Consider the following 20,259-nt stretch of genomic DNA (forward strand, 5'->3'; position numbering starts at 1 on the left):
TCCGCGGAGCGGGGCGGGAACCGTTCCCGCAGTACGTTGTTCCGTGCCCGGGCCTGTTCGGCTGTTGCATTCGCGGTCTGCAGCTGTCAGCGCGTCGAGTGTTTCGTGGTGATGGTCATGAAGACCGCCCGAAGAGTACGTCCAAGTCTTCCGGGTCGTAGCCGGTTGCCGGAGGCGGCGGCACCGGCTCGGCATGTCGGTCTGCCTGCCGAGCGTGGTGGGCCAGCGCCTCGGCCACGACCTCGTCCTGGCGCGGCGCGAGGTAGATCTCGGTCGTGGTCAGATGCGCGTGTCCGAGGACCCACTGCAACGTCGGTCAGGGTCAGTGCCGGGTCGCGGACCATGCGGGCGGCGGCACTGTGCCGAAGGTCGTGAAGGGTCCAGTCCGCGCCGATGGTGGCGTTTACCCGCTCGAACATGCGATGGGCGCCGTGGTAGGTCAGTGGCTGAAACGGGCGCCGCAGCGTGCACCACACTGGCGGTGTCCGGCCTCGCGGCACCAGCCCGTGCAGCTCCTGCTGGTAGAGCCGCAGCCATACGAACGCATCTGCCGAGGCAGGCACCTGCTGCCGTGCTCGGGAGCCTTTCCGCACAACGCTGATCAGCTGCTGTCCCGGGTCGACGTCGCACTGCCGGATGCCGATCAGCTCCGAGGCCCGGACTCCGCTGGAGATCCAAAAAGCGATCGTTGCCCGGTCCCGGTTCGACGGCAGGGCCGCGAACAGCGTGTTGAACCACTCGTCCGGGATCGAGCGCGGGATCCGGCGCGGAAGGGTGGGCCGGTAGCGGCCTGTCCGCTCCGGTGCCCAGGCTTCCGACGGGTTGTGGTGTGCGTGCGCAGCGCCGGAGCGGCGCGCCAGGTCCAGTGGGAATGGGTTGAGCAGCGGCCCGGATCCGGCGTCACGGTGCAGGTCGTAGAACCTGCGCATCACTGTCTCGCTGTGCGCGACGGTCGACGGGGCATAGCCGGGCCCAGGGCTCGTTTTCCCGGTCTCCGGATTCGGGGCGCCGACGGCGCGGGCCGGCCGCCGCTTGGCCATGGTCGCTCGCGGCTTGACCGTCAGCTGGATCCAACAGCTGAAATCCCGAGCGTCCACGCGTGTCGCTCGATCCCACGGCACCTCAACCGCCTGCAGGAACCGCCACCACCGCAGCAGGTCCATGCCATAGGAGCGGACGGTCGCCGCCGCCTTCCCGGCTGCGAGTAACTCCTGGAAGAACACCGCGACCGGAGCCACGGCCGCGCCGTCGGCGTCGACGAGCCGGTACGGCTCGTACCGGTCACCGGTCTCCACCAGCCGACCCGACCGAGGAACGGCCAATCTCGACAGATCCCGTTCGGGCACACGATCGCTCATCACGACCGCAGACCGTACTGGGCGACAACCTCACCTGTGCCCTGAACTGCCCAGTCAACGGGGCGTGTTTCGTGACTGCAATCCGTTCCGTAGGCCCGTCCGCACTCTCCCAGTGCCAGCTTCCTGCGCTCAAAGTGGCTGAGGAACTCGTCCCATTCTTCCGAGGTGACCGCGCGATACTCCTCGGCCGGCCTGCTCGCGCGGCGACGGGCAATGAACGCGCGATGCGCTTCGATCGCATCGGCGGGGTAGATCGCCGCATACCCCATGGTGGTGTTGAGGCTGTCGTGGCCAGCAATGACCTGGGCGATGTGCGGGGGCAGGCCGTTGAGGATGGCATCGGTGATGAAGATCCTTCTGAAGTCGCGCGGCGCGAAGTCCAGGGGCGCCCCGGTCCTGTCGACCAGCCCGGATTCATCGAGGGTCTCCTTCAGAGCCCTGCGGATGGTGTTGATCGAGATACGGCGGGCCTCGCCGCTGACGGCCCATTGGAAGAGGACCGGCATGGGATCGTTCCAGGTCCTTTCGTGGTTGTCATAGGTGCGGATCGAGGGGATTACTCCGTCCGGCCGACGGACACGACTTACGACTGCGCTGAGGACACGGCGAGTTCGGGGCTGATGAGGAGCAGCCGCTCCTTGTCGGTTTTCGACGGGGCGATCTGCAGGAGGGGGACGGTCTCACCGGTCGTGGGCAGTTTGTAGCGGACAATGCTGTAGTGACTGAGCTCCAGGAGCTCTTCGATCCTGATGCCCGTATGGCGCAGGATCTCGATGGTCGCCCATGCGAAGAACGCACGCTTTTCCTCTCTGCGGGGGTACCAGAGGGCTCCGCTCGCGTCGTAGACGGTTTCCGGTCTGCCATCGATGCGCCGGGTGGTGCTGGAGAGAGTCAAGGTCACGCCGTGGACAGCGATGGTGGACCCCAGAGGGGCGGTGTCAATGGCGTCGAGACGTTCTCTGGCTTCAGCGAGGCGGCGTTCGGCGGTGCGGACGAGGACGGGCAGGACGGGCATCCACTCCCGGGTCCGCTGGTCCGACCGGGACTTTTGTTGCTGATCGCGCTTCTTGGTGACGCATTCGGCTTCGCTGATGGGACAGGGCGCGGCCCACTCCCCCCAGCGGGCAGGGTCGAGAGCCCACTGGGAGAGGTCCAGATAGAACGACCGAACGGACTGCTTCACTCCGCGAGGTCTTCCGGGCCGAGTGGGCTCACCAGCCGCCGCTGGTCGAGGACGCGCTCGGCAAGCAGATGCTCGCCGTCCTCATCCAACTGGATGCCGCCTGCACCGCCGCCGACAACCTCGCCGAAGCGGTCGAAGAGGCCTTCCCGAAACACCCGGACGCCGAGATCCTGCTCAGCTTCCCCGGCCTCGGCATCCAGCTCGCCGCCCGCGTCCTGGCCGAGATCGGCGACGACCGCGCCCGCTTCGCCGACGCCCGCGGCCTGAAAGCCTACGCCGGCTCCTCACCCATCACCCGTGCCTCGGGCAAGAAGTCCGCCATCACCAGACGCTGGGTGAAGAACGACCGGCTCAATCACGCCGGCTACCTCTGGGCCTTCGCCTCACTCCGGGCATCCACCGGAGCGAACGCCCACTACCGGCGCCGACGCGAACAAGGCGACTGGCACGCGGCCGCCCAGCGCAACCTCTTCAACCGCCTGATCGGCCAGCTCTACCACTGCCTGAAGCAGGGCAGAACCTACGACGAGGCGTTCGCCTTCGGGGCCCCTCCTGCCGAGGCTGTTGTCAGCGCGGCTTGAGGTGTTCAGCGGGGTGCGAGGCAGGCTTCGAGGGCGGTTCGCTGTTGTGAGGGCAGGTGGTCGCCGAGGGGGACCTTTCGGGGGCTGTGATCGCCCTCGCAGAGCCAGCTCTGCTCGTCATCGTCGAACCACCAGTCCTCGGCTCCCCACATGGGGTGCCCCTGAAGCAGGCGTCTGGCCAACACCTCGCTTGCCTCAGGAGCCCCCTGAGCGACCAGAGCCTCGACCACCGCCGTCACGGCCCCCTCCGGAACCGCCGCGTCGCCGAGAACAGGCAGAAGAAGGAGGAGACGGGCGTGAGCGTCGGTAACGCCTGCCGCACCCGGTGGTGCCTCCAGCAGGGCGGCGAGCTCGGGCCAGCACAGCCCGGGGCCGATGCGGTCCTGATCGTCGCTGGCCAGGACGAGATCCTGGCTCCAGTCGGGATGGGTGAGGAAGTAGTCCGTGGTCGTGAACTCCTCGCCGCTGTTGAAGTGCACGACGATCGCGAAGCCGCCGGCCAGCGGCACCGTGAACATGGGCCACGCCGACGGGTCGTGGAGCGTGTCCAGCATGGCGTCCGCGTCGCCCGCGTCCGATCCGAAGGCCTCCGGCGTGAACCCCTCAACCAGGTCCGCCAAGTACGCAGGCCAGAAGCCCGGCTCATCCAGGAGCGGGTGCCCGTCGACGACGGGCGACGAGGAGTACCAGTGCCGTGCCATCACCATGCCGGGATTCTCTCCAAGCACGGTCGGGGCGGTTCGAAGACCCCGGCCCTCACGGCCGACCGGCTTGACGGCATAGCAACGTGAGGTGTCTTGCGGTAGCGGATCCGGCCGTAGCACCCGCCGGCAATGTGGACCAGGTGCAGCGGCGTTCCGTCACGCTTGACGGCGCTGACCAGGCTGACAGGCACCGTGACCAGACCATTATGTCTTCAGTCAAGTTGTCGCAGGCGTGGGAGTGTCGCAGCTCAGGAGGATGCGCCGGTCGGCGGCAACCTGGGGGTCGAGGAACTCGGCCCGCATCGCAGGCCGAGCAAACGGCGCACGGCACCACGCGGACCTCCAGCCCTCAGTCCGCGCAGATGAGTTGCCGGTAGACGCTGTCTATGGATGTTTGGTAGACACTGTCTATGGATGTTGAAGGGCCCCTGCGGGAACGACTGGTCGATGCCGGCGTAGAGCTGGTGCTGTCTGAGGGCACCGCTTCGGTTGGTCTTCGGGAGATCGCCCGCCGGGCAGGTGTGTCGCACGGTGCGCCGCGGCGCTACTTTCCGACACACCGGGCGCTGTTGTCGGCCATCGCGCGCAGAGGCTTCAAGGAGCTGGGCGCGCGGTCCGCCGCAGCCACGGCAGGCACTGCCGTGCCGCGTGATGAGTTGGCGGCGCTGGCGCGGGTGTACGTCACCTACGCACTGGAACGGCGCGGCATGTTCGAGTTGATGTTCCGTCACGACCTCCTCGACAGCGGCGAGCAGAGTGGAACTCCGGACGGGCCTCGGCTGAGAGAGGCGACGCTCCCGATGTTCCAGCGCGTCACCGAGCTCGTCGCTCGGTGCCGGGCACAGGCGCTGGAGCCTTCGGCGGCAGTCACCGCGGCTGCCCTGTGGGCGAACCTGCACGGCATCGCCCAACTGCGGTCCTGGGGCAGCCTGCAACGCGCCCTCGGCGGCGAGGCTTCCGACAGTCACGACCGGTTGATCGAAGCTGCGCTGGACGCCCATCTCGGGCCGATGGCCTCATGACCGGACGGCTGCGACGCTCGGTCCCGCTTCTCGTCAGCGTGGCCGGGGCCGTGATCGTCGCACTGGACGGCACCGTTCTGCTGGTGGCGCAGCCCAGCCTGCAGCGTTCGCTCGCCGCGAGCCCGGCACAGATCCAATAGAGGAACGAATTGATGTATGAGCACTTGAAGCGGCTGACCGGACCGGTGCTGCGTACCGCGGCGCGGCTCGAAGCCGTGGGCCTGGAGAATGTGCCGCAGTCGAACGGCGTCATTCTCGCGTCCAACCACCTGTCCATCGTGGACTCCACCTTCCTGCCGCTGGTGCTGGACCGACAGGTGACCTTCATGGCGAAGGCGGAGTACTTTGAGGGAGGTTCCTGGCCGACGCGGATCGTCTCGTCCTTCATGCGGGGCAGTGGGCAGGTTCCAGTCGACCGCGAGAACCAACGGGCGGCGGTGGCCTCGCTTGACGCGTGTCTTCGGGTGGTGAAGGACGGCGGCGTCTTCTGCATCTACCCCGAGGGCACACGCTCCCCGGACGGCCGGCTCTACCGGGCCAAGACGGGCGTGGCATGGCTGGCTCTCAAGTCCGGCGCGCCCGTGGTGCCGGTGGCCATGAGCGGCACCGACCGCGTCCTGCCGCCCGGGCGCGTGCTTCCGCGTCCGGCCAAGGTCAAGGTCACCTTCGGCAAACCCGTCGACCTCTCCCTGTACGAGGGCTCCGCCGCTGACGCTGGTGCCCGACGGGCTGTCTCTGACCTGATCGTGCAGGCCATAGCAGAGGTCTCCGGCCAGGAGTACGTGCCCGTCTACGCGGCGAGGGCGAAGGAGCAAGGCTGACCCGGCCCTGTTCTCCCCGAAGCTACGGCGAAATGACAAGTAGCTCTCTGTGATCAGCGTGACGCGCGGTCAGGGAGAGCGGGGCGGGTCCGGGGCCTCGCCGACCTAGAGGGCAGCGAAGTCGGCGTGGGCCTGTTCGACGGCTTCGGGTACACCTCGCGCTTGGCGCGCTCGGCGAGCGCCCGGTAGATGCTGGCGACGGAGGGGTTCCGTCCCTTGCGCCTGCCGGTGGGGATGATCGGGTCGGGCTGGATCTGCTCGACGGACTCGCCGCCCGCTCGGCGCCGGAGCACGGTGTGGAGCATGTCGTCGGTGACGACCGGCGGCCGGCCACCGTGCTTGCCCTTGCGGGCCGCGCCGGGGGGGGGGGGGGGGGGGGGGGGGGGGGGGGGGGGGGGCCCTTGCGGGCCCCCCCCCCCCCCCCCCCCGGGCCGCCCTGGGCCCTGGATTCAGCTGGACCTGAAGTCGGCATCGATGAGAGGACGAACGCCAAGATGACGTATCAGGATCGACACACTGCGCCGGACAGGGTGATCTCGGCGAAGGCGCAGACGGACGATGCGGGACCGTCGGCGGGGCGGGAACAGGACGGTTCTGCCGAGGAGTCCGTACGGGTGCGGTCGTCGGGAGGCGCGGAGTTCGTGGTCCGGCTACTGCGTGCGGAGCGGCCGGACGCCCCGGTGGCGCTCGTGGTACCGGCGATGGGGGCGCGGGCGCGGTTCTACGCTCCCTTCGCCCGCGGGCTGCACCAGGGCGGCCTGCACGTGGCGGTCACGGACCTCCGTGGCCAGGGCGAGAGCACCCCGGTGGCGCGCCGCGGAGTGGCGTACGGGTACCGGGAGATGGTCGATGACGACCTTCCCGCGGTCGCCCGTGCGGTCTCCGCCGCGTTCCCGCGTTCGCCGGTGGTACTCATCGGGCACAGCCTCGGCGGCCAGCTCGCGCTGCTCAGCAGCGCGACCGAGCTCACCGGGGTGCACGCCGTCGTGCTGACGGCGGCCGGGTCGGTCTGGTGGCGGGGGTTCGGCTCGGTGCGTGGGCTCCGCAACCTGGTCGGCAGCCAGCTGTTCGCGGCGCTGGCCACGGCGCTCGGCTACTGGCCCGGGGAACGGCTCGGCTTCGGTGGCACCCAGCCCACGGCAGTGATGCGGGACTGGGCGCGGCAGGGCCGCACCGGCCGCTACACGCTGCGAGGGAGCGACACCGACTACGAGGCGGCGCTCGCGCGGCTGAAGCTTCCCGTCCTCGCGGTCGGCGTGGAGAACGACAGCCTGGCGCCGCCCGGCGCGACGGACCATCTGCTGCAGAAGATCCCGGCTGCCCCAGTGAGCCGGTGGCACTACTCCGAGGCCCTTGCCGGCAGCCACCGGTTGGACCACTTCCGGTGGGTCCTGCACAGCGACGGCATGAGCGCGTACATCACGGACTGGATCTCCGGCACGCTCACCACGCGGCGGGACGGAGCCGCACAGCAAAGCACGCAACCGGACCCGGCCGGTGAAGGCCGCCCCGACAGAGGAGGAGACTGAGGTGACCGCTGGCAGGACACCGGTGCCCGGAGCCAGAGTCAGACAGCAAATCTCGTACAGCCAGTGGTCGCGGAACCATGCGTAGTCAGCAGTAGAACTCGTGCCGCTGATGCTCCCAGCCGTCATCGCCAATCCGGCGTCGGTAGGGCCAGCGGGGCAGTGGATGTGCGCAGGGATTCCGCTTCGAGATCGGTTGTCGGACTTCTGTTACCTGGCGGCCCGCAGGATGGTGCCGCAGTAAATGCCGGATTTACTGCGGCAGAGCCCCTACCCTGATCATCGCGACCTGCGGCGGACGATTCCGGCCGCCGGGCGAGGTGTACGCATTTACTGCGGCAGCACGTAGGGGGCGGGGCGGGCGTGACGATCGAATCAGTGACCGAACTCGGGGCCGGGGGCGTGTTGCGTGTGCCGCGCGCCCGGGTGGTGCCCCTATCCGCCCCGCAGCAAAGGGCTACGCGGGGCCGACACGGGGGTTGAGGAACATCCGTGTCAGATCGTGCGCTAGTCCGACGCCGGTTCCCTGGTGGGCGGCTGACGAAGCGTCGGCGACCGGACCCGCCTAAATCCGTTGTTTCTCGACCCGCCGGGAATGGCTTGCGGAGCTTGAGCGTTGAAGGGGTTGGTGATGGATCCGCCGAACTTGAGTGATCCAAATGACCTGCTGTTCTGAGGCAGCCCGCACATGTCCCGTGACGGGGCGACGAGAGCAGGCAGCCGCCATCTGTGTGCGCGATTCGGCCACGCGCGCGTGGTCACGTCTGTTCTCGTCAACAGGGGGTCCCAGTAGTTCTCGCCGAAAAAACAACGCTAAGGACTGAGTCGCAGGTCAGGCCGTGGCCTCCACAAGGGCCGTGGCTGTTTGCTCGTCGCCGGCAAGTCCCATGAGGCGGTTATTCACGGTCGGCCCCAGATCGATCAGAGACTGCTCATCGGTCGCCTGGCTGGGGATTGGCCCTTTTGGGTGGTGGCGTTGGTCCGACTCATGGACGGGTAAAGATGTTTCCGGCCCCGCGTGCTGGCTGACGTTCCGTCACATTGTCAAACTCACTCCGGATTTCTGGGGCACCCAGAACCAGTGGAACAAGGAGTGTGTAGATGAGTCCTGAGTACAGGACGGGGTCCCGGCTGGGACCGCCGGCCCGCGAGAGAGTCAGGAAGGGCGGCTTGCTCGCCTCGCTTGCGCTTGCCCTGGCCGTCGGAGTGACGAGCCCGGCTCTAGCGGCAGGGCAGAGCGTCGCAGATGGGCGCGCCCCCATGTCGGGCGCCCGCTCCGGTGGCGACCATGGCTGCAAGGACGAGAAGCCGCAGAAGAATAGTCGGAAGGCGGAGGCCATCCCTCGCCGCGGCGGCGGCGAGGAGGGGGAGTGTCGAGGCGCCGTGAGAGTCACCCGAGTGGACGGACCCCCCATCAACATTCCTGCGAACAGCACCGACCAACGCGCCACCGCCACCTGCCCAGCCGGTCAGACGGCGATCTCCGGCGGATGGTTCACCGCCAACGCCGGCCCTGTCCCGGGCGCCTCCGAGCAGTTCCCCGGCACCAACGCCTGGACTGTCTCCTTCGACAATCCGAGTGCCACCGTCACAACGGGTTTTGCCACCGCGTATTGCGCACCGACGGCGTAGCGGCACGCAGCGTGAGGGCCGCCCATCTCGTGGCGGCCCTCCCGGACCCGGCAGTTCGAGGCGGCCGATGTGCTTTCGCACGACGCCGTCCATCGGCACCGTGTCGCCGGCGTCGTAGAAGCGGGTCTTGCCGTCGACGTCGGCGTACTTCTCCAACAGCGCGAGCGGCGGCCGCGGGCTGCTGCTCGACCAGACCGGCCGGCTCTCGGTGGAGGGCCGGCCGGACCGGGTCGACCACGTCGACGTGAGCGAGGAGCTGGACGTCTGTGCGGCCCCGGCCTCCTATCCCTGACCCACGGTGCAAAGTAGATGCGCCCAGCCGTCTTGGAGTGAATGGCTCAGCTTTCCACTTCAAGGTCATCGAACGTCATTGGCCCGCCCGGGCCGCTACCGTCCGGGGACCTACACTCGGCGCACTTGCACGTGGTGCACTCCGGAGATGCCCTCATTTCGGGCCGTGCACCCACCGATTGCCCGGGAGTTCCACGCTGATGCGCAGAAGGTGAGTGCCAGCGATGTTGCGGAGCCAGTCGGGGTCGTGTTCGAGCATGTAGCCCGCGTAGATCCGGTCAAAGCCTGCCAGTGGAGGCAGCTCTTCCGGAGGTTCCCGTAGTCCTTGCACACTTGCCAGCGTCAGCCCACTTCCGTTGCGGATACGCCAGTTCCTCCGAGGCCAGAGACGATGCAGGATTCGCCCCTTCCAGCCTTCGGGGATGGGCTCCCAGTGAAGCCAGACCATGTGAACCCTGATCGGCGTCTCACCGTGGTTGACGAGAGTGAGAAACCACATGGGGCTGACCTTCCAGTCATCCCAAGTAGCGACCTGCTGCCCGTGACCAACGCTGAACGAAAGTCGCGGGCGTTTCCCTTTGTAGTTCGCATATGAGACCGCCATATTGCAGGCTGTGCCGAGCGCACTGCCAGCGGCGATAAGGCGTGATTGTCCGGTTCGACCATACTCCTCGCCCCCGTCCATCTGATCAGAGGACGGGGTACTTCCCGCCTTCGTTCGCGTCATACCTGATCTGAGGATGTGCAGAGGTGCAAGGCGGGGACGGCCGGAGCACGGGCTCCGAGCACCCACGCGCTACCTGTCGCCAAACGATCGTTTGACGACAGGCGGCCGACGCGTCCAATGAACCCGTGCAATCCGGGGGCCCGCGGCGGCGCGAATCCAATCAGATCCGATGGTGATTGCTGACAGGGTTTGATGACAGATAGGGTCCGATCCTCCGCACGGAAGGGGCCCTTCGATGGCGAACCTGGTCTACAAGCGGGTCTCGACCGACCAGCAGTCGACCGCCCGGCAGAACCTCGTCCTCGACGAAGCCGTGATCGAGGACCCGGTCTTCTTCGAGGAGGACCCGGGCACCTCCAGCCGCCTCCACCCCCTCCAGCGCCCGAAGTTCCGCGCGCTCCTCGACTACGCCCGGCCGGGCGACACCGTCCACATCTCCGAGATGTTCCGCCTCGTACGCGGCACCGGGCACATCCTCGACGTGCTCGACGTCCTCCACCGCGACCGCCTCGCCCTGCGCATCCACGACGGCGCGTTCTCCGCGATGGACCTCACCGCCCGCCACCCGCGCACCGGCGAGCTGCTGTCCACCGTGAAGTTCATGGTGCAGACCCTCGCCGCCGCCGGCGAACTCCAGCGCGACCTCCAGCGCGAGCTGACGTATGACGGGCTGCGGGCCGCCGAGGCCAAGGGCAGCAAGGGCGGACGCCGCCCCGCCATCGAGGCCGACAAGATCGCCGACGTCCGCACCGCGTACCTGGAGGGCCGCTCCATCGCCGCCCTCGCCCGCGACCACGGCGTCAGCCGCGGCGCCATCCGCGCGGCCGTCGCCGACCTCCTGCCCGACCACACCGCCGCCGACGCGGACAGCCCAGCCCCGGAGCTGCCGGTCACCCTCGACATGCCGGGCAAGGTCGCCGACTTCCTCCGCACCACCGAGCTGGAGCCCGCTGAGCGCGCCGCTCGACCAGGGCGTGGTCGTACGGTGCGGTCAGGGCTACACCCTGCGCGTCAGCGCCACCCTCACAATCCACCGCCAGCTCCTCGATCGCTGCCAGCCCCTCGACGGCGCCCAGGGCCAATGCCGTTGCAAAGTGCGGTGATCTTGTAGTCGCGCTGGTCAGACGATGCCCAGTAGGTCGAGCGGGCGGGTGAAGGGCTCATAGGAGACGTGCCGGATGCCGGCCGCGATGTTGCGGTGTCCGGCGGCGCGGAGCGCGTTGATCGCCAGGTTGCGTAGGGTCGACATGTTTTCGGGGCCATGGCCGGTGCGGATCTTCGAGGCGTCCTCGGCGAAGGTGGTGTCGCGGACGAAGTGGAGCCGATTCTCGATGGTCCACTGCGACCTGGCGAGTTGGCCCAGCCGCTGGGGCGATGCCTGATGCGAGCTCAGGTCTGTGATCGCGTAGACGGTCTGGCGGCTGATGGTTCCGGTCCTGTGGTCGGTGCGGGGGCGCAGGATGCGTACAGCCTGGGCGGCGTGGGGGAAGTCGAGCCGAGGTCGGTCACGGTGAGGGCCCTGGTCACTCGGGTCTCCCGGCGGCCGTGGCCGATCTCCCGGTCGTAGCGGCAGGCGGTGACGTCCTTCCACGGCAGTGATCGCAGCCTGCGGTGCAGTTCGGGCTGGTCGGCCTTGACCACCAAGAGGTAGTGCGCCTTCTTCTCGTCCACCAGGAAGCGCGCATGCGCGCGCTGGGTGTGCAGGGCGTCGGCCGTGACGGTGGCCCCGGTCAGGTCGAAGGGCGCCAGTAGCGCGGCGAAGCAGGTGATTTCGTTGGTCTTGTCGGGGATCCGCAGCTGGGTGACGGTTCGGCCGTCGCCGGTCATCGCGGCCAGCAGGTGGGCTGCGGGCGTCTGGCCGTGTCGGGAGCCGCGGGCAGCCTTGCCGTCGAGCGCCACCGAGTCCGAGCCGGCAGGATCAGCGCCGGTCAGATCGGCCAGTCCGCCGGGGCAGACCAGGCCGACAATCCGCCGAATCGTGGCGGCACTCGGCGCGACGCGCACGCTCAACGACCCTACGACCCGGGCACCCAGTGAGCCAGGGCGTGCCGCGGCGCGTTGGCGGACCACTGGCCGATAGCCGTATACGAGCGTGCGCCGGCGACAACCGCGGAGGCGGCAACCAGCAGCACCGCCACGAACGGGTGACGCACCCCTCGACGTCGACGCGGATCCGGCAACAGCCGCAACCGCTCCACCAGCGACAACCCCGCAGTGTCCTCCAGAGCGGGCGACTTGATCAGGCAGACGGTGGCAGACTGACGACACATCGAAGCTCCGGTGGTGCGAGGCGACTTGGGAAGGTCACCCCGTTCAACCGGAGCTACGCTGCGTGCGTGACGGCCCAGCCCGCGCTCCTTGGACTGCCGCGACCTGCGGACCCTCAGGGCTGGTCGTACCAGGAGAACGCCGCGATCCGCCAGCCCTCCGGGGTGCGGACGAACTGGATGGTCTTGGTCCCGCCGCCCTCGAACGGCTCGCCGTCCAGGATGCCGGCCTTCCGGTACTCGCCGAAGCGCGACGCGATGTCGCCCGCGATCTCGGTTCGCTCGGAGGTCTCCCACTCCGAGAACTCGACCAACCGGCCGTCGGCGAGCAGGCGTTCGCGCGGCTCGATGAACTCGTCCACGGTGTAGACCGTGTACTTCGGCCCGGTCAGCACGATCACACCACCCGGAATGACCAGCCGGCGGATCCGGGCCACGTCTGCGGCCTTGCCGCCGCGGTTGTCGAAGGCTCCGAAGAACTCGGCGGCTATCGCGTCAATCTCGATCTTGGACATGGTGCGACGGTAACACCGCTAGTGCTCTGACCGGGAAGGTTCACCGGGTTGCCGTTCGCGGTGCGGGCCTCGCGGGCGATTGGATGTGACGACATCCAATCTGATGCGTGGAGGTGCGGTGGCGGAGCCGGTCAAGGTCCGCAGGCTGACCGATCAAGAAGGGCAGAAGCTTCAACAGATCGTGCGCCGGGGCAGCACCAGCACGGTGCGTTACCGGCGGGCGATGATGATCCTGGCCTCGGCCGGAGGTAACCGGGTCCCGGTGATCGCCCAACTGGTCCAGGCCGACGAGGACACCGTCCGCGACGTGATCCACCGGTTCAACGAGATCGGCCTGGCCTGCCTGGACCCTCAGTGGGCGGGAGGCCGTCCCCGCCTGCTCAGCCCTGACGACGAGGACTTCGTCATCGAGACGGCCACCACCCGCCCCCGTAAACCCGGCCAGCCCTTCACCCGCTGGTCCATCCGCAATCTCGCCGCCCACCTGCGCAAAATCCACGGCAGGATGATCCGCATCAGCCGTGAGGCCCTGCGGACGCTACTCGCCCGACGCGGGGTCACCTTCCAGCGCACCAAGACGTGGAAGGAGTCCACCGACCCTGACCGCGACGCCAAGCTCGACCGGATCGAGCACGTCCTGGAGCACTTCCCGGACCGCATGTTCGCCTTCGACGAGTTCGGCCCGCTGGGCATACGCCCCACCGGCGGCACCTGCTGGGCCGAACAAGGCCGGCCCGACCGGCTGCCGGCGACCTACCAACGCACCCACGGCGTCACCTACTTCCATGGCTGCTACTCCGTCGGCGACGACACCCTGTGGGGCATCAACCGCCGCCGCAAAGGCGCGGCCAACACCCTCGCAGCCCTGAAGTCGATTCGGGCCGCCCGCCCCGACGGCGCCCCGATCTACATCGTCTTGGACAACCTCTCCGCCCACAAAGGTGCCAAGATCCGCCGCTGGGCGAAGAAAAACAAGGTCGAGCTATGCTTCACCCCGACCAACGCCTCCTGGGCCAACCCCATCGAGGCGCACTTCGGGCCGCTGCGGCAGTTCACCCTCGCCAATTCCCACCACTCCAACCACACCGTCCAGACCCACGAGCTGCACCGGTACCTACGCTGGCGCAACGCCAACGCCCGCCACCCCGACGTGCTGGCAGCCCAACGACGCGAACGCGCCCGGATCCGCGCGGAGAAGGGCATCCGCTGGGGAGGACGGCCTCTGGCCACAGCGGCCTGACCGTCCCGGCACTGCGGTCACAGCGGCAGACAGTCGGGCCGCCGATCAGCTGACATGTGCGGCGATGATCCGTGCACACTCCATCGACTCGGCATGCGTGGTGTCCACCTCCAGGTCATAGACCATGCCCCGGTGGACCACGTCCGCCTGGGACGCCGCCATGCCGATGACCCGATCACCTCGTGCGACTTCACGGCCTGCGGCTACCGCACTGTCGCATCGGACACCGACCCACAGCACCCGCAGTTCACCCAAAGCCTTCTGCCATCGCTTCTGCGAGTCCGCTCCGCCGAGGAAGACCTCATCAACGATGACCCGGGCACCCGCACGGGCCATCGCGGCGACCCCCTCGATCCATGCCGCTTCCAGCGTCCGGAACTCCGGCCCGACGATCACCTGTCCGTCCGGAGCGAACTCGATCCCGGCATCCGACGCCTGCATGGACGCGGGCATGGCCTCAACCAGCGTGTCCGTCCCCAGGGCCAGCCACGGATCCGGCAGGACTGCCTGCAGACACCGAACGATCCCGGACTTCCCCGAGCTGGAACCACCGTTGAGAACGATCACCTCAGTCATCACCGCGCCACAGTAGAGGCACCGCAGCAACGCTCGAAACGGATTTCCGCGAACGCTGTACCGCCCGCCACAACCCGGTGAACCTTCCCGGTGGGCGATCTGGGCCAGGAACGCGTCACGGTGGCGCAGCAGGTGGACGCGGAACCGCAGGCGCCAGGCGGGAGACAGTCCGGCGACGGTACGGGGCCACAGATCACTCATGGCCGCCACGGCCGCAGCAGACCCGGTGGTGGGATCGTCGTCGATCACGCACGTCAGCGCCTGATAGACGGCGCGCACCTGATCGGAAGACCGGCCCATGGGGCCCTCGTCCTGCTGGTCGTCGAGGTGGAACAGCAGCGCCACCCACTGGGCGAACAACTCCACTGCCTCCACCGGTGATTCGGCAGGATCCGGGAGGCGATCAGGTGGAACCCGGCCGAGCCCAGGCGGCTCTCCTCGCCCGGACCCTCGGTCAGCCCGATACCGGCCGCCCACGCGCCCAGGCTCACGCCCACGCGGTTGGCCTCGGGATGGATGCGCCGCAGAACCGGGATGCTGAAACCCACAGGGTGGGCTGGTGGCGTCATCGAGGCTCCAGGATCGTGGGCGAGGGGCGCTCCAACGCGGGAGGCTAATGACGATCATTCAGTGCCGCCAGCCCGAGGCCGGTTCCGCGGCCAGCCAGGGGTGGTGTGTGCCAGGCGTCCAACGATCTGACTGCCCCTCCGCGCTGCGAGCCCTTCCACCTGCGCGAGAGGGCACCACGTTCCCTTGGCGATCCCGGCCCAGCGCAAGGCCCGCCGCGAGTACGAGAACCGGGTCAGCGCGCTCGCATCGACCGGACCATGATCATTCTCACCGGGATTTCCTGTACCGCAAACTACTCACACCCGAGCATGCTGCTGCGCGACGTCCAGTACCGCATCCGCGCCCAGGTCGTCCTGACCGAGCGAGGCCAGGGCGGGCGCGAGGAGAAATACCGGGAGCAGATGCGCCGCCGCGTGGACAAGGGCGCCTGCTTCGCCCAACCGTTCCTCGGCTGCCGTGAGTTCAGCGCCTCCTTCGGCCCGCAAACCGACACCGTGCCCATCGCACGGGACGAGGACCTGGGCGTGATGCTGCACTCCATCATCTATCCGGCCTCAGGGGGCGAGCAGTACCGCTGGTTCCACGCCAGCTGCGCCAGGGCGTGCTGACGGTACCGCTGCGAGCCCTGGGCGCGGGCGAGGTGGCCATGCCCGCCGGCTCCGGCTGGCGCGCCGACGGCGCTCAGGCGGGGTGAGGCGCCGATGCTGCTGCAACGGCTGACGGAAGTCGCCGAGCGGGCCGCGCTCGACGCCTGGGTACGCGCCGGGCGCAGTTGTGCCGCACGGCCTGTATCTGGAGGACTGGGCCGGCTTCCTGCGGCGCGCGAAGCGGCTGTGCGCCGTGCGGGGGCCGAGGAGGACGAAAGCGAGGCCGCTGGCTGATCCCCGGCCCGCTCCTGCCGCCTTCGGTCCACACCATCCGGCACTGCCTGGCCGCCACCCACCTCAACCCCGCCACCCCGTGGAGAACTTCCTGACCTGCGAGTCATGGCGCCGCCTCCACCAGACCCGCGCCATGGTCAGCCACTACCGACGCCGCGGAGACCCGCTCCCAGACCGCCTACAACTTTGGGCTCACCACCGGCCGATCCCACCCATCACCGATCCTCAAGATCTCCGGCCGTAGTACCCGTGAGTGCGGGAATCCGGAAGTCGCGCGTCAGTCAATCCATGCCTCGCCGTGTCGATACCGGTCCAAGCCCACAGCCGAGAACTCGTCCTCGCCGGCGCTTGCCACTACGCCCAACCGCCGCAGCGCTTGAGAGATCGGACTTCCGGCTGGCTGGAAGGGCTGGCCCTCCTCCACGTGGAGCGGGCCCAACACGACGGTGCCGTCATCCCACACGGCAGCCCGCTGCTCGCCCACGCCGCCGAAGAACTCAGCTTCCACGTAGGCCACCGGCCCACCGGCTGACCAGGCAGCAAGCGTCTTCTCGAACCCTCCTGGCAACCGCCAGAACCCCAACGCGCCTACGCCGCTGCCGTCTGCGACGGAATCGAACAGAGCGTCCGTCATCGGCATCAGCGACAGGCCCTGTCCGACCGACGCCAGCCGAGCGGCAGGCAGGCCCCGTGCCACACCCCGCAGCGCCTCCCCTCCAGCGATCACTGCTTGCAGGTCGTAACCCATCCCAACGCCCCCTCCAGATCGGGGTTGCGTCCTGGGAAGTGGTGTACGGGTTCGACCTGATCCGGGGGTTTGCTCCCGCGTCGGGGTGACGCCCGCATAGATGAACGGCCACCGGCTGATCTTCGAGATGTCGAGTCACGAAGGAGATCAGCACGATGACCGCACCCGACAGTCTGCCCCTGCACGCCCTCGCGGAGGACAACCTCGCAGCGGCGAGTCCCGATCTGCTGCGCGCGATGGTCAAGACGTTCGCGGACGCGCTCATGTCCGCCGAGGCCGATGCCCTCTGCAATGCTGAATACGGGCAGGTCAGCGACGAGCGAGTCAACCATCGCAACGGGTATCGCCTTCGCGAGTGGGACACCCGCGCGGGCACCGTCGAACTCGCCGTTCCCAAGCTGCGTCAGGGCAGTTACTTCCCGCACTGGCTGCTGGAGCGTCGCCGCCGGGCTGAGCAGGCCCTCATCAGCGTGGTCGCCACCGCCTATCTGCTCGGCGTCTCCACCCGCCGAGTGGAGAAGCTCGCCGAGAGCCTGGGCGTCACCCAGCTGTCGAAGTCCCAGGTCAGCGCCATGGCCAAGCATCTCGACGAACAGGTCGCCGCGTTCCGCAACCGGCCCCTGGACGCCGGCCCCTACGCGTTCGTCTGGGTGGACGCGCTCACGCAGAAGGTTCGCGAGGGCGGCCGCATCATCAACGTCCACGCGCTGATCGCGGTCGGCGTCAACGCCGATGGGCACCGTGAGATTCTCGGCCTGGACGTGGCCACTGCCGAGGACGGCGCCGGCTGGCTGGCCTTCCTGCGCTCCCTGATCGCCCGCGGCCTATCGGGCGTCCAACTGGTCATCTCAGACGCGCACATGGGCCTGGTCAACGCGATCGGGGCCACCCTGCCCGGCGCGAGCTGGCAGCGATGTCGTACTCACTACGCCCGCGCGTTGCTGAGCCAGGTGCCCAAGTCGGCCCAGCCGTGGGTGGCCACGCTGCTGCGGACCGTCTTCGAACAACCCGACATCGATGCAGTCCAGTCCCAGATGCGGCACGTCCTGGACGCATTGGAGGCCAAGTTCCCCAAGGCGGCAGCCCACTTGGACGCCGCTCAGGGCGATGTGCTGGCGTTCACCGCGTTCCCGCGCGAGATCTGGCGGCAGATCTGGTCGAACAATCCGCAGGAACGGCTCAACAAGGAGATCCGCCGCCGCACCGACGTGGTCGGCATCTTCCCCGACCGCACCGCCCTGATCCGCCTGGTCGGCGCGGTGCTGGCCGAGCAGAACGACGAGTGGACCGAAGCCCGCCGCTACATGGGACTCGACCTGCTGGCCAAGGCCCGCCTCCACCCGATCGAGTCAGAAACCGACGACACAGTCATCCCGACGGAACTCACCGCATAGCCTCAAAGAAGAGATCACCGAGTGGCCGTCGATACACCACTCCCGCGGACGTGACCCAGATCGGAGGCCCCATCTTGTCCCAGATGGGCGAACACGCGCGGTACTCCCTCCCAGGACCACCACACCCCCAGCGGGTTCTCGCCAGAGCACCGTCCAGATCCCTCGAACCCGCTGGTTTCGGTGTACGACAGCGGCCGGGCACCGGCGTTCCTGCGGACGAAGACCCAGCTGGCCAAGGTGCGGCACAAGCCCGCCGTGGGGCAGCGACCGGTCGCGTACATCTACTGGCTATGTCACTCGTCGCGGATGTCGTTCCGAGGTGATTTCGGGAGTCAGCCGCCGGTGCGGAGCCGTCAACCGCGCCTGAACGCAGGACTGTGCCGCGCTCGCTGCTGGCGGGCACGGCCAAATGTGACTGCGCGCTTCAGTTTGCGGGTAGCGCCGACCGGAACGCGCGGTGGCCTGTCGGTTCCCCGGCTGTACGGGGCCGGGAGGAAGCCTGCGGGGCAGACAACGGCGCCACGGCTCTTGGCCGTTGGGCGCGGATCGTGAGATCGTCCGCAGGTGACCGACGCTGCTGGGGAAACGATTTCGGCACGAACCGACGACCGCACCGCGTCCGTTTTGCGCTTTGCGGTGGAACTCGTCGCCTGGGTGGCGACTCCGTGGGCGCTGGCCGACTACTCGTGGCTGCTTGCCGCCCTGTCCGTGGTGCTCCTGATCGGCCTTCCCACGTGCTTCTCCACCCCGGGTGACAAGGCGAACGTGATCATCGCAGTACCGGGCTGGGTCACGATCCTTCTGGTGCTGCTCCAGCTCGCCGCGGCCGTGGCTTCCTCGTGGGTGGCCTGGCCTGCGTGGGCGGCCGGCTCCGTGACCCTGATGGCCGTCATCACCCTCGTCACGGAGCGTCGACGCTGGCGGTGGCTGGCCACCGGCGAACCACCCGTCACCTGAGGCGATCGACCGCCATCTGAGCGCTCAGCGACACCAAAGCACACAGGCTGGCCTCGTGGGAGGCCTACAGGTCGAAGTCCAGCGCCTCAATATCAGTGAACTCCACCATCAGCCCGTGGGCACGGCGGCCAGCGTCGCGGAAGTACATTTCGCCGAGACCTTCGGCGGCGATGTCGCGGAGTCGCTGTTCGGTGGCGCCGGCCTGCTGGGCGTCGAACAGGCGGGCGGCGTAGGCGGGTGGCAGGCGATGGTGAGGTGGCGCAGACGGGCGTCGTCGGTGGTGCCGGGCGCGGCGGTGAAACCGAAGAAGCGGGCTCGGGTGTCGATGACGAGGCCCGTGCTGGTGGCGGCCTGGCGGCGGGCCTGCTCACGCACACGGGGCTGCCAGCGGGCGCGTACGGCGTAGGCCAGGCGCTGGGCAAGGTCGGCGCGGGGCCGACGGATCTGGTCCTTCACGTAGCGCTCGACCGTGCGCTGGGAGATGCCGAGCAATTCGGCTGCCGGCCGGGTGCCCTTGAGCTGGCGCACGAGATAGCGCATCTGGGGCGCCCGCGGACTTGGGGGTCGGGCGGGTGAACGCCCCTGCCAGGACACGGTCCAGGCCGTCGGCGACGATGCCCATATCCGGGGCCTCCCTTCAAGGTCGATCGTGTGGGCTCGCGAGGAGCGATTATCCGGTCCGACGGGACGGGGGAAGAACTCCGGACCGGGTGGTCTTCCGTGGGAGGCGCGCACGGGGACGCGCCGGGCGCTGACCGTGGCGGGTCGCCCACCCCGATGACCACACCGCGCGCCACCGACGTCACCGTGATCGCGTCACCAACGACAGCAGGCGCCCAGCAGTTGACCAAGAAGCCGAACTCGCGGCACACCTGAACTCCGCTACGAAGACCTGGCCGACGACGACCGCGGCCATGCGGCCGAACTTGTCGGCTGGGCTCGCATCGCGCAGTTCCTCGCGACCACTGCCGGGACCTACGGCCCACAGGCTGCCGCCGTCGTCGAGGACGAACTTGCCGCCGAGGTCGAGGTGAGGCGTTGCGCACAGGCAGTTCGTCGACGACTGGACCCCGCCCCGTACGTACCCTCCGTTTCCCGGCGCGCATGGTCCGGGCCACGACGAAACGGGTGCGCGCCGGGGAACGGAGGGGCAGCGGGGTCCAGGGGCCGGCGAAGGCCCCTGGTACCACGCCGCCCAGCCAAGTCCGGAAGCGACTGCTTCCGGAAATCGAGGAAAGAGCGGGAAGGGAAATGGGGCGGCCCCTG

At 68.5% G+C, this 20,259-nt stretch carries 21 protein-coding genes and 5 pseudogenes; 11 read left to right on the forward strand and 15 right to left on the reverse strand.

Annotation, left to right across the window (positions count from 1 at the left end):
* Positions 1-86: 86 nt before the first annotated feature.
* From O1G22_RS00100 to O1G22_RS00110, 3 genes are all read right to left on the reverse strand, one after another.
* On the reverse strand, positions 87-1,295 hold the full coding sequence (locus O1G22_RS00100; RefSeq protein WP_270079364.1) for a tyrosine-type recombinase/integrase: 1,209 nt from the start codon (positions 1,293-1,295) through the stop codon (positions 87-89).
* 62 nt (positions 1,296-1,357) lie between these two features.
* Positions 1,358-1,864 (reverse strand): site-specific integrase, encoded by a 507-nt coding sequence (locus O1G22_RS00105; RefSeq protein WP_270079365.1) that lies wholly within the window; start codon positions 1,862-1,864, stop codon positions 1,358-1,360.
* 77 nt (positions 1,865-1,941) lie between these two features.
* A complete protein-coding gene (locus O1G22_RS00110; protein ID WP_270079366.1) occupies positions 1,942-2,541 on the reverse strand; it encodes a hypothetical protein in 600 nt (199 codons plus the stop codon).
* Here O1G22_RS00110 and O1G22_RS00115 point away from each other — a divergent pair.
* Positions 2,505-3,122, forward strand: a pseudogene (locus O1G22_RS00115) (transposase); the annotation flags it as partial. The gene O1G22_RS00110 and the pseudogene O1G22_RS00115 sit on opposite strands and share 37 nt — an antisense overlap.
* A 5-nt stretch (positions 3,123-3,127) precedes the next feature.
* Here the strand turns inward: O1G22_RS00115 and O1G22_RS00120 are convergent.
* Positions 3,128-3,829, reverse strand: a complete 702-nt coding sequence (locus O1G22_RS00120; protein WP_270079367.1) for a hypothetical protein — start codon at positions 3,827-3,829, stop codon at positions 3,128-3,130.
* A 407-nt stretch (positions 3,830-4,236) separates the two neighbouring features.
* Between O1G22_RS00120 and O1G22_RS00125 the strand changes: the two genes are divergently transcribed.
* The 3 genes and pseudogenes from O1G22_RS00125 to O1G22_RS00135 all read left to right on the forward strand — a co-directional run bounded on the left by O1G22_RS00125 (position 4,237) and on the right by O1G22_RS00135 (position 5,669).
* Positions 4,237-4,848 carry a TetR/AcrR family transcriptional regulator gene (locus O1G22_RS00125; protein WP_270079368.1) on the forward strand — a complete coding sequence of 204 codons (612 nt, stop codon included), beginning with the start codon at positions 4,237-4,239 and terminating at the stop codon, positions 4,846-4,848.
* Positions 4,845-4,985: pseudogene (locus O1G22_RS00130) on the forward strand (MFS transporter); the annotation flags it as partial. The gene O1G22_RS00125 and the pseudogene O1G22_RS00130, both read left to right, overlap by 4 nt.
* Positions 4,986-5,000: 15 nt before the next feature.
* Entirely contained in the window at positions 5,001-5,669 is a 669-nt protein-coding gene (locus tag O1G22_RS00135) for a lysophospholipid acyltransferase family protein (RefSeq protein ID WP_270079369.1), read from the forward strand.
* A gap of 53 nt (positions 5,670-5,722) precedes the next feature.
* Here the strand turns inward: O1G22_RS00135 and O1G22_RS00140 are convergent, their stop codons facing one another.
* Positions 5,723-5,962 carry a hypothetical protein gene (locus O1G22_RS00140; RefSeq protein ID WP_270079370.1) on the reverse strand — a complete coding sequence of 80 codons (240 nt, stop codon included), beginning with the start codon at positions 5,960-5,962 and terminating at the stop codon, positions 5,723-5,725.
* A gap of 237 nt (positions 5,963-6,199) precedes the next feature.
* Here O1G22_RS00140 and O1G22_RS00145 point away from each other — a divergent pair, with 237 nt between their 5' ends.
* On the forward strand, positions 6,200-7,198 hold the full coding sequence (locus tag O1G22_RS00145) for an alpha/beta hydrolase family protein (protein ID WP_270079371.1): 999 nt from the start codon (positions 6,200-6,202) through the stop codon (positions 7,196-7,198).
* Between the two features lie 1,756 nt (positions 7,199-8,954).
* Complete coding sequence (locus tag O1G22_RS00150) at positions 8,955-9,119, forward strand: hypothetical protein (protein WP_270079372.1); 165 nt, start codon at positions 8,955-8,957, stop codon at positions 9,117-9,119.
* 153 nt (positions 9,120-9,272) lie between these two features.
* Here the strand turns inward: O1G22_RS00150 and O1G22_RS00155 are convergent, their stop codons facing one another.
* The gene (locus tag O1G22_RS00155; protein ID WP_270079373.1) at positions 9,273-9,803 is read right to left on the reverse strand and encodes a hypothetical protein; all 531 of its coding nucleotides are present in this window, start codon (positions 9,801-9,803) and stop codon (positions 9,273-9,275) included.
* Between the two features lie 277 nt (positions 9,804-10,080).
* On the opposite strand from O1G22_RS00155, the gene O1G22_RS00160 reads away from it, so the two are divergent.
* Positions 10,081-10,956, forward strand: a complete 876-nt coding sequence (locus O1G22_RS00160) for a recombinase family protein (RefSeq protein WP_270079374.1) — start codon at positions 10,081-10,083, stop codon at positions 10,954-10,956.
* Positions 10,957-10,965: 9 nt separating this feature from the next.
* Here the strand turns inward: O1G22_RS00160 and O1G22_RS00165 are convergent, their stop codons facing one another.
* The 5 genes and pseudogenes from O1G22_RS00165 to O1G22_RS00175 all read right to left on the reverse strand — a co-directional run bounded on the left by O1G22_RS00165 (position 10,966) and on the right by O1G22_RS00175 (position 12,627).
* Positions 10,966-11,094 (reverse strand): hypothetical protein, encoded by a 129-nt coding sequence (locus O1G22_RS00165; RefSeq protein ID WP_270079375.1) that lies wholly within the window; start codon positions 11,092-11,094, stop codon positions 10,966-10,968.
* 30 nt (positions 11,095-11,124) lie between these two features.
* Positions 11,125-11,307 (reverse strand): annotated as a pseudogene (locus O1G22_RS44665) (ISAs1 family transposase); the annotation flags it as partial.
* Positions 11,235-11,849 carry an ISAs1 family transposase gene (locus tag O1G22_RS00170; protein ID WP_270079376.1) on the reverse strand — a complete coding sequence of 205 codons (615 nt, stop codon included), beginning with the start codon at positions 11,847-11,849 and terminating at the stop codon, positions 11,235-11,237. The gene O1G22_RS00170 and the pseudogene O1G22_RS44665, both read right to left, overlap by 73 nt.
* Positions 11,850-11,860: 11 nt before the next feature.
* Entirely contained in the window at positions 11,861-12,115 is a 255-nt protein-coding gene (locus O1G22_RS44670) for a transposase family protein (RefSeq protein WP_428986298.1), read from the reverse strand.
* Between the two features lie 113 nt (positions 12,116-12,228).
* Positions 12,229-12,627: a nuclear transport factor 2 family protein gene (locus O1G22_RS00175; protein WP_054229745.1), complete on the reverse strand. Its 399-nt coding sequence runs from the start codon at positions 12,625-12,627 to the stop codon at positions 12,229-12,231.
* A gap of 118 nt (positions 12,628-12,745) precedes the next feature.
* Between O1G22_RS00175 and O1G22_RS00180 the strand changes: the two genes are divergently transcribed.
* Positions 12,746-13,867, forward strand: a complete 1,122-nt coding sequence (locus O1G22_RS00180) for an IS630 family transposase (protein WP_333492195.1) — start codon at positions 12,746-12,748, stop codon at positions 13,865-13,867.
* Positions 13,868-13,912: 45 nt separating this feature from the next.
* On the opposite strand, the gene cpt is transcribed toward O1G22_RS00180, so the two are convergent.
* Both cpt and O1G22_RS00190 read right to left on the reverse strand, forming a co-directional pair.
* Positions 13,913-14,443: a chloramphenicol phosphotransferase CPT gene (gene cpt / locus O1G22_RS00185; RefSeq protein WP_270086279.1), complete on the reverse strand. Its 531-nt coding sequence runs from the start codon at positions 14,441-14,443 to the stop codon at positions 13,913-13,915.
* A 96-nt stretch (positions 14,444-14,539) separates the two neighbouring features.
* Positions 14,540-15,070: pseudogene (locus O1G22_RS00190) on the reverse strand (terpene synthase family protein); the annotation flags it as partial.
* Positions 15,071-15,270: 200 nt separating this feature from the next.
* On the opposite strand from O1G22_RS00190, the gene O1G22_RS00195 reads away from it, so the two are divergent.
* Positions 15,271-15,621 (forward strand): type I-E CRISPR-associated protein Cas5/CasD, encoded by a 351-nt coding sequence (locus O1G22_RS00195; protein ID WP_270079378.1) that lies wholly within the window; start codon positions 15,271-15,273, stop codon positions 15,619-15,621.
* A gap of 550 nt (positions 15,622-16,171) precedes the next feature.
* Here O1G22_RS00195 and O1G22_RS00200 read toward each other — a convergent pair.
* Entirely contained in the window at positions 16,172-16,642 is a 471-nt protein-coding gene (locus O1G22_RS00200; RefSeq protein ID WP_270079379.1) for a hypothetical protein, read from the reverse strand.
* Between the two features lie 155 nt (positions 16,643-16,797).
* Here O1G22_RS00200 and O1G22_RS00205 point away from each other — a divergent pair, with 155 nt between their 5' ends.
* Entirely contained in the window at positions 16,798-18,036 is a 1,239-nt protein-coding gene (locus tag O1G22_RS00205; protein WP_270079380.1) for an IS256 family transposase, read from the forward strand.
* Between the two features lie 564 nt (positions 18,037-18,600).
* The gene (locus O1G22_RS00210; protein ID WP_270079381.1) at positions 18,601-18,993 is read left to right on the forward strand and encodes a hypothetical protein; all 393 of its coding nucleotides are present in this window, start codon (positions 18,601-18,603) and stop codon (positions 18,991-18,993) included.
* 64 nt (positions 18,994-19,057) lie between these two features.
* On the opposite strand, the pseudogene tpg reads toward O1G22_RS00210, so the two are convergent.
* Positions 19,058-19,615 (reverse strand): annotated as a pseudogene (gene tpg, locus O1G22_RS00215) (telomere-protecting terminal protein Tpg).
* Positions 19,616-20,259 lie beyond the last annotated feature (644 nt).

It is taken from the genome of Streptomyces camelliae (assembly GCF_027625935.1).
Lineage (GTDB): Bacteria > Actinomycetota > Actinomycetes > Streptomycetales > Streptomycetaceae > Streptomyces > Streptomyces camelliae.

Coding starts and splice junctions, on each gene's coding strand:
- O1G22_RS00105 (WP_270079365.1), bottom strand. CDS start 1,864: ATGCCGGTCCTCTTCCAATGGGCCGTCAGCGGCGAGGCCCGCCGTATC.
- O1G22_RS00120 (WP_270079367.1), bottom strand. CDS start 3,829: ATGGTGATGGCACGGCACTGGTACTCCTCGTCGCCCGTCGTCGACGGG.
- O1G22_RS00125 (WP_270079368.1), top strand. CDS start 4,237: ATGGATGTTGAAGGGCCCCTGCGGGAACGACTGGTCGATGCCGGCGTA.
- O1G22_RS00135 (WP_270079369.1), top strand. CDS start 5,001: ATGTATGAGCACTTGAAGCGGCTGACCGGACCGGTGCTGCGTACCGCG.
- O1G22_RS00155 (WP_270079373.1), bottom strand. CDS start 9,803: ATGGACGGGGGCGAGGAGTATGGTCGAACCGGACAATCACGCCTTATC.
- O1G22_RS00160 (WP_270079374.1), top strand. CDS start 10,081: ATGGCGAACCTGGTCTACAAGCGGGTCTCGACCGACCAGCAGTCGACC.
- O1G22_RS00165 (WP_270079375.1), bottom strand. CDS start 11,094: ATGTCGACCCTACGCAACCTGGCGATCAACGCGCTCCGCGCCGCCGGA.
- O1G22_RS44670 (WP_428986298.1), bottom strand. CDS start 12,115: ATGTGTCGTCAGTCTGCCACCGTCTGCCTGATCAAGTCGCCCGCTCTG.
- O1G22_RS00175 (WP_054229745.1), bottom strand. CDS start 12,627: ATGTCCAAGATCGAGATTGACGCGATAGCCGCCGAGTTCTTCGGAGCC.
- cpt (WP_270086279.1), bottom strand. CDS start 14,443: ATGACTGAGGTGATCGTTCTCAACGGTGGTTCCAGCTCGGGGAAGTCC.
- O1G22_RS00195 (WP_270079378.1), top strand. CDS start 15,271: ATGATCATTCTCACCGGGATTTCCTGTACCGCAAACTACTCACACCCG.
- O1G22_RS00200 (WP_270079379.1), bottom strand. CDS start 16,642: ATGGGTTACGACCTGCAAGCAGTGATCGCTGGAGGGGAGGCGCTGCGG.
- O1G22_RS00205 (WP_270079380.1), top strand. CDS start 16,798: ATGACCGCACCCGACAGTCTGCCCCTGCACGCCCTCGCGGAGGACAAC.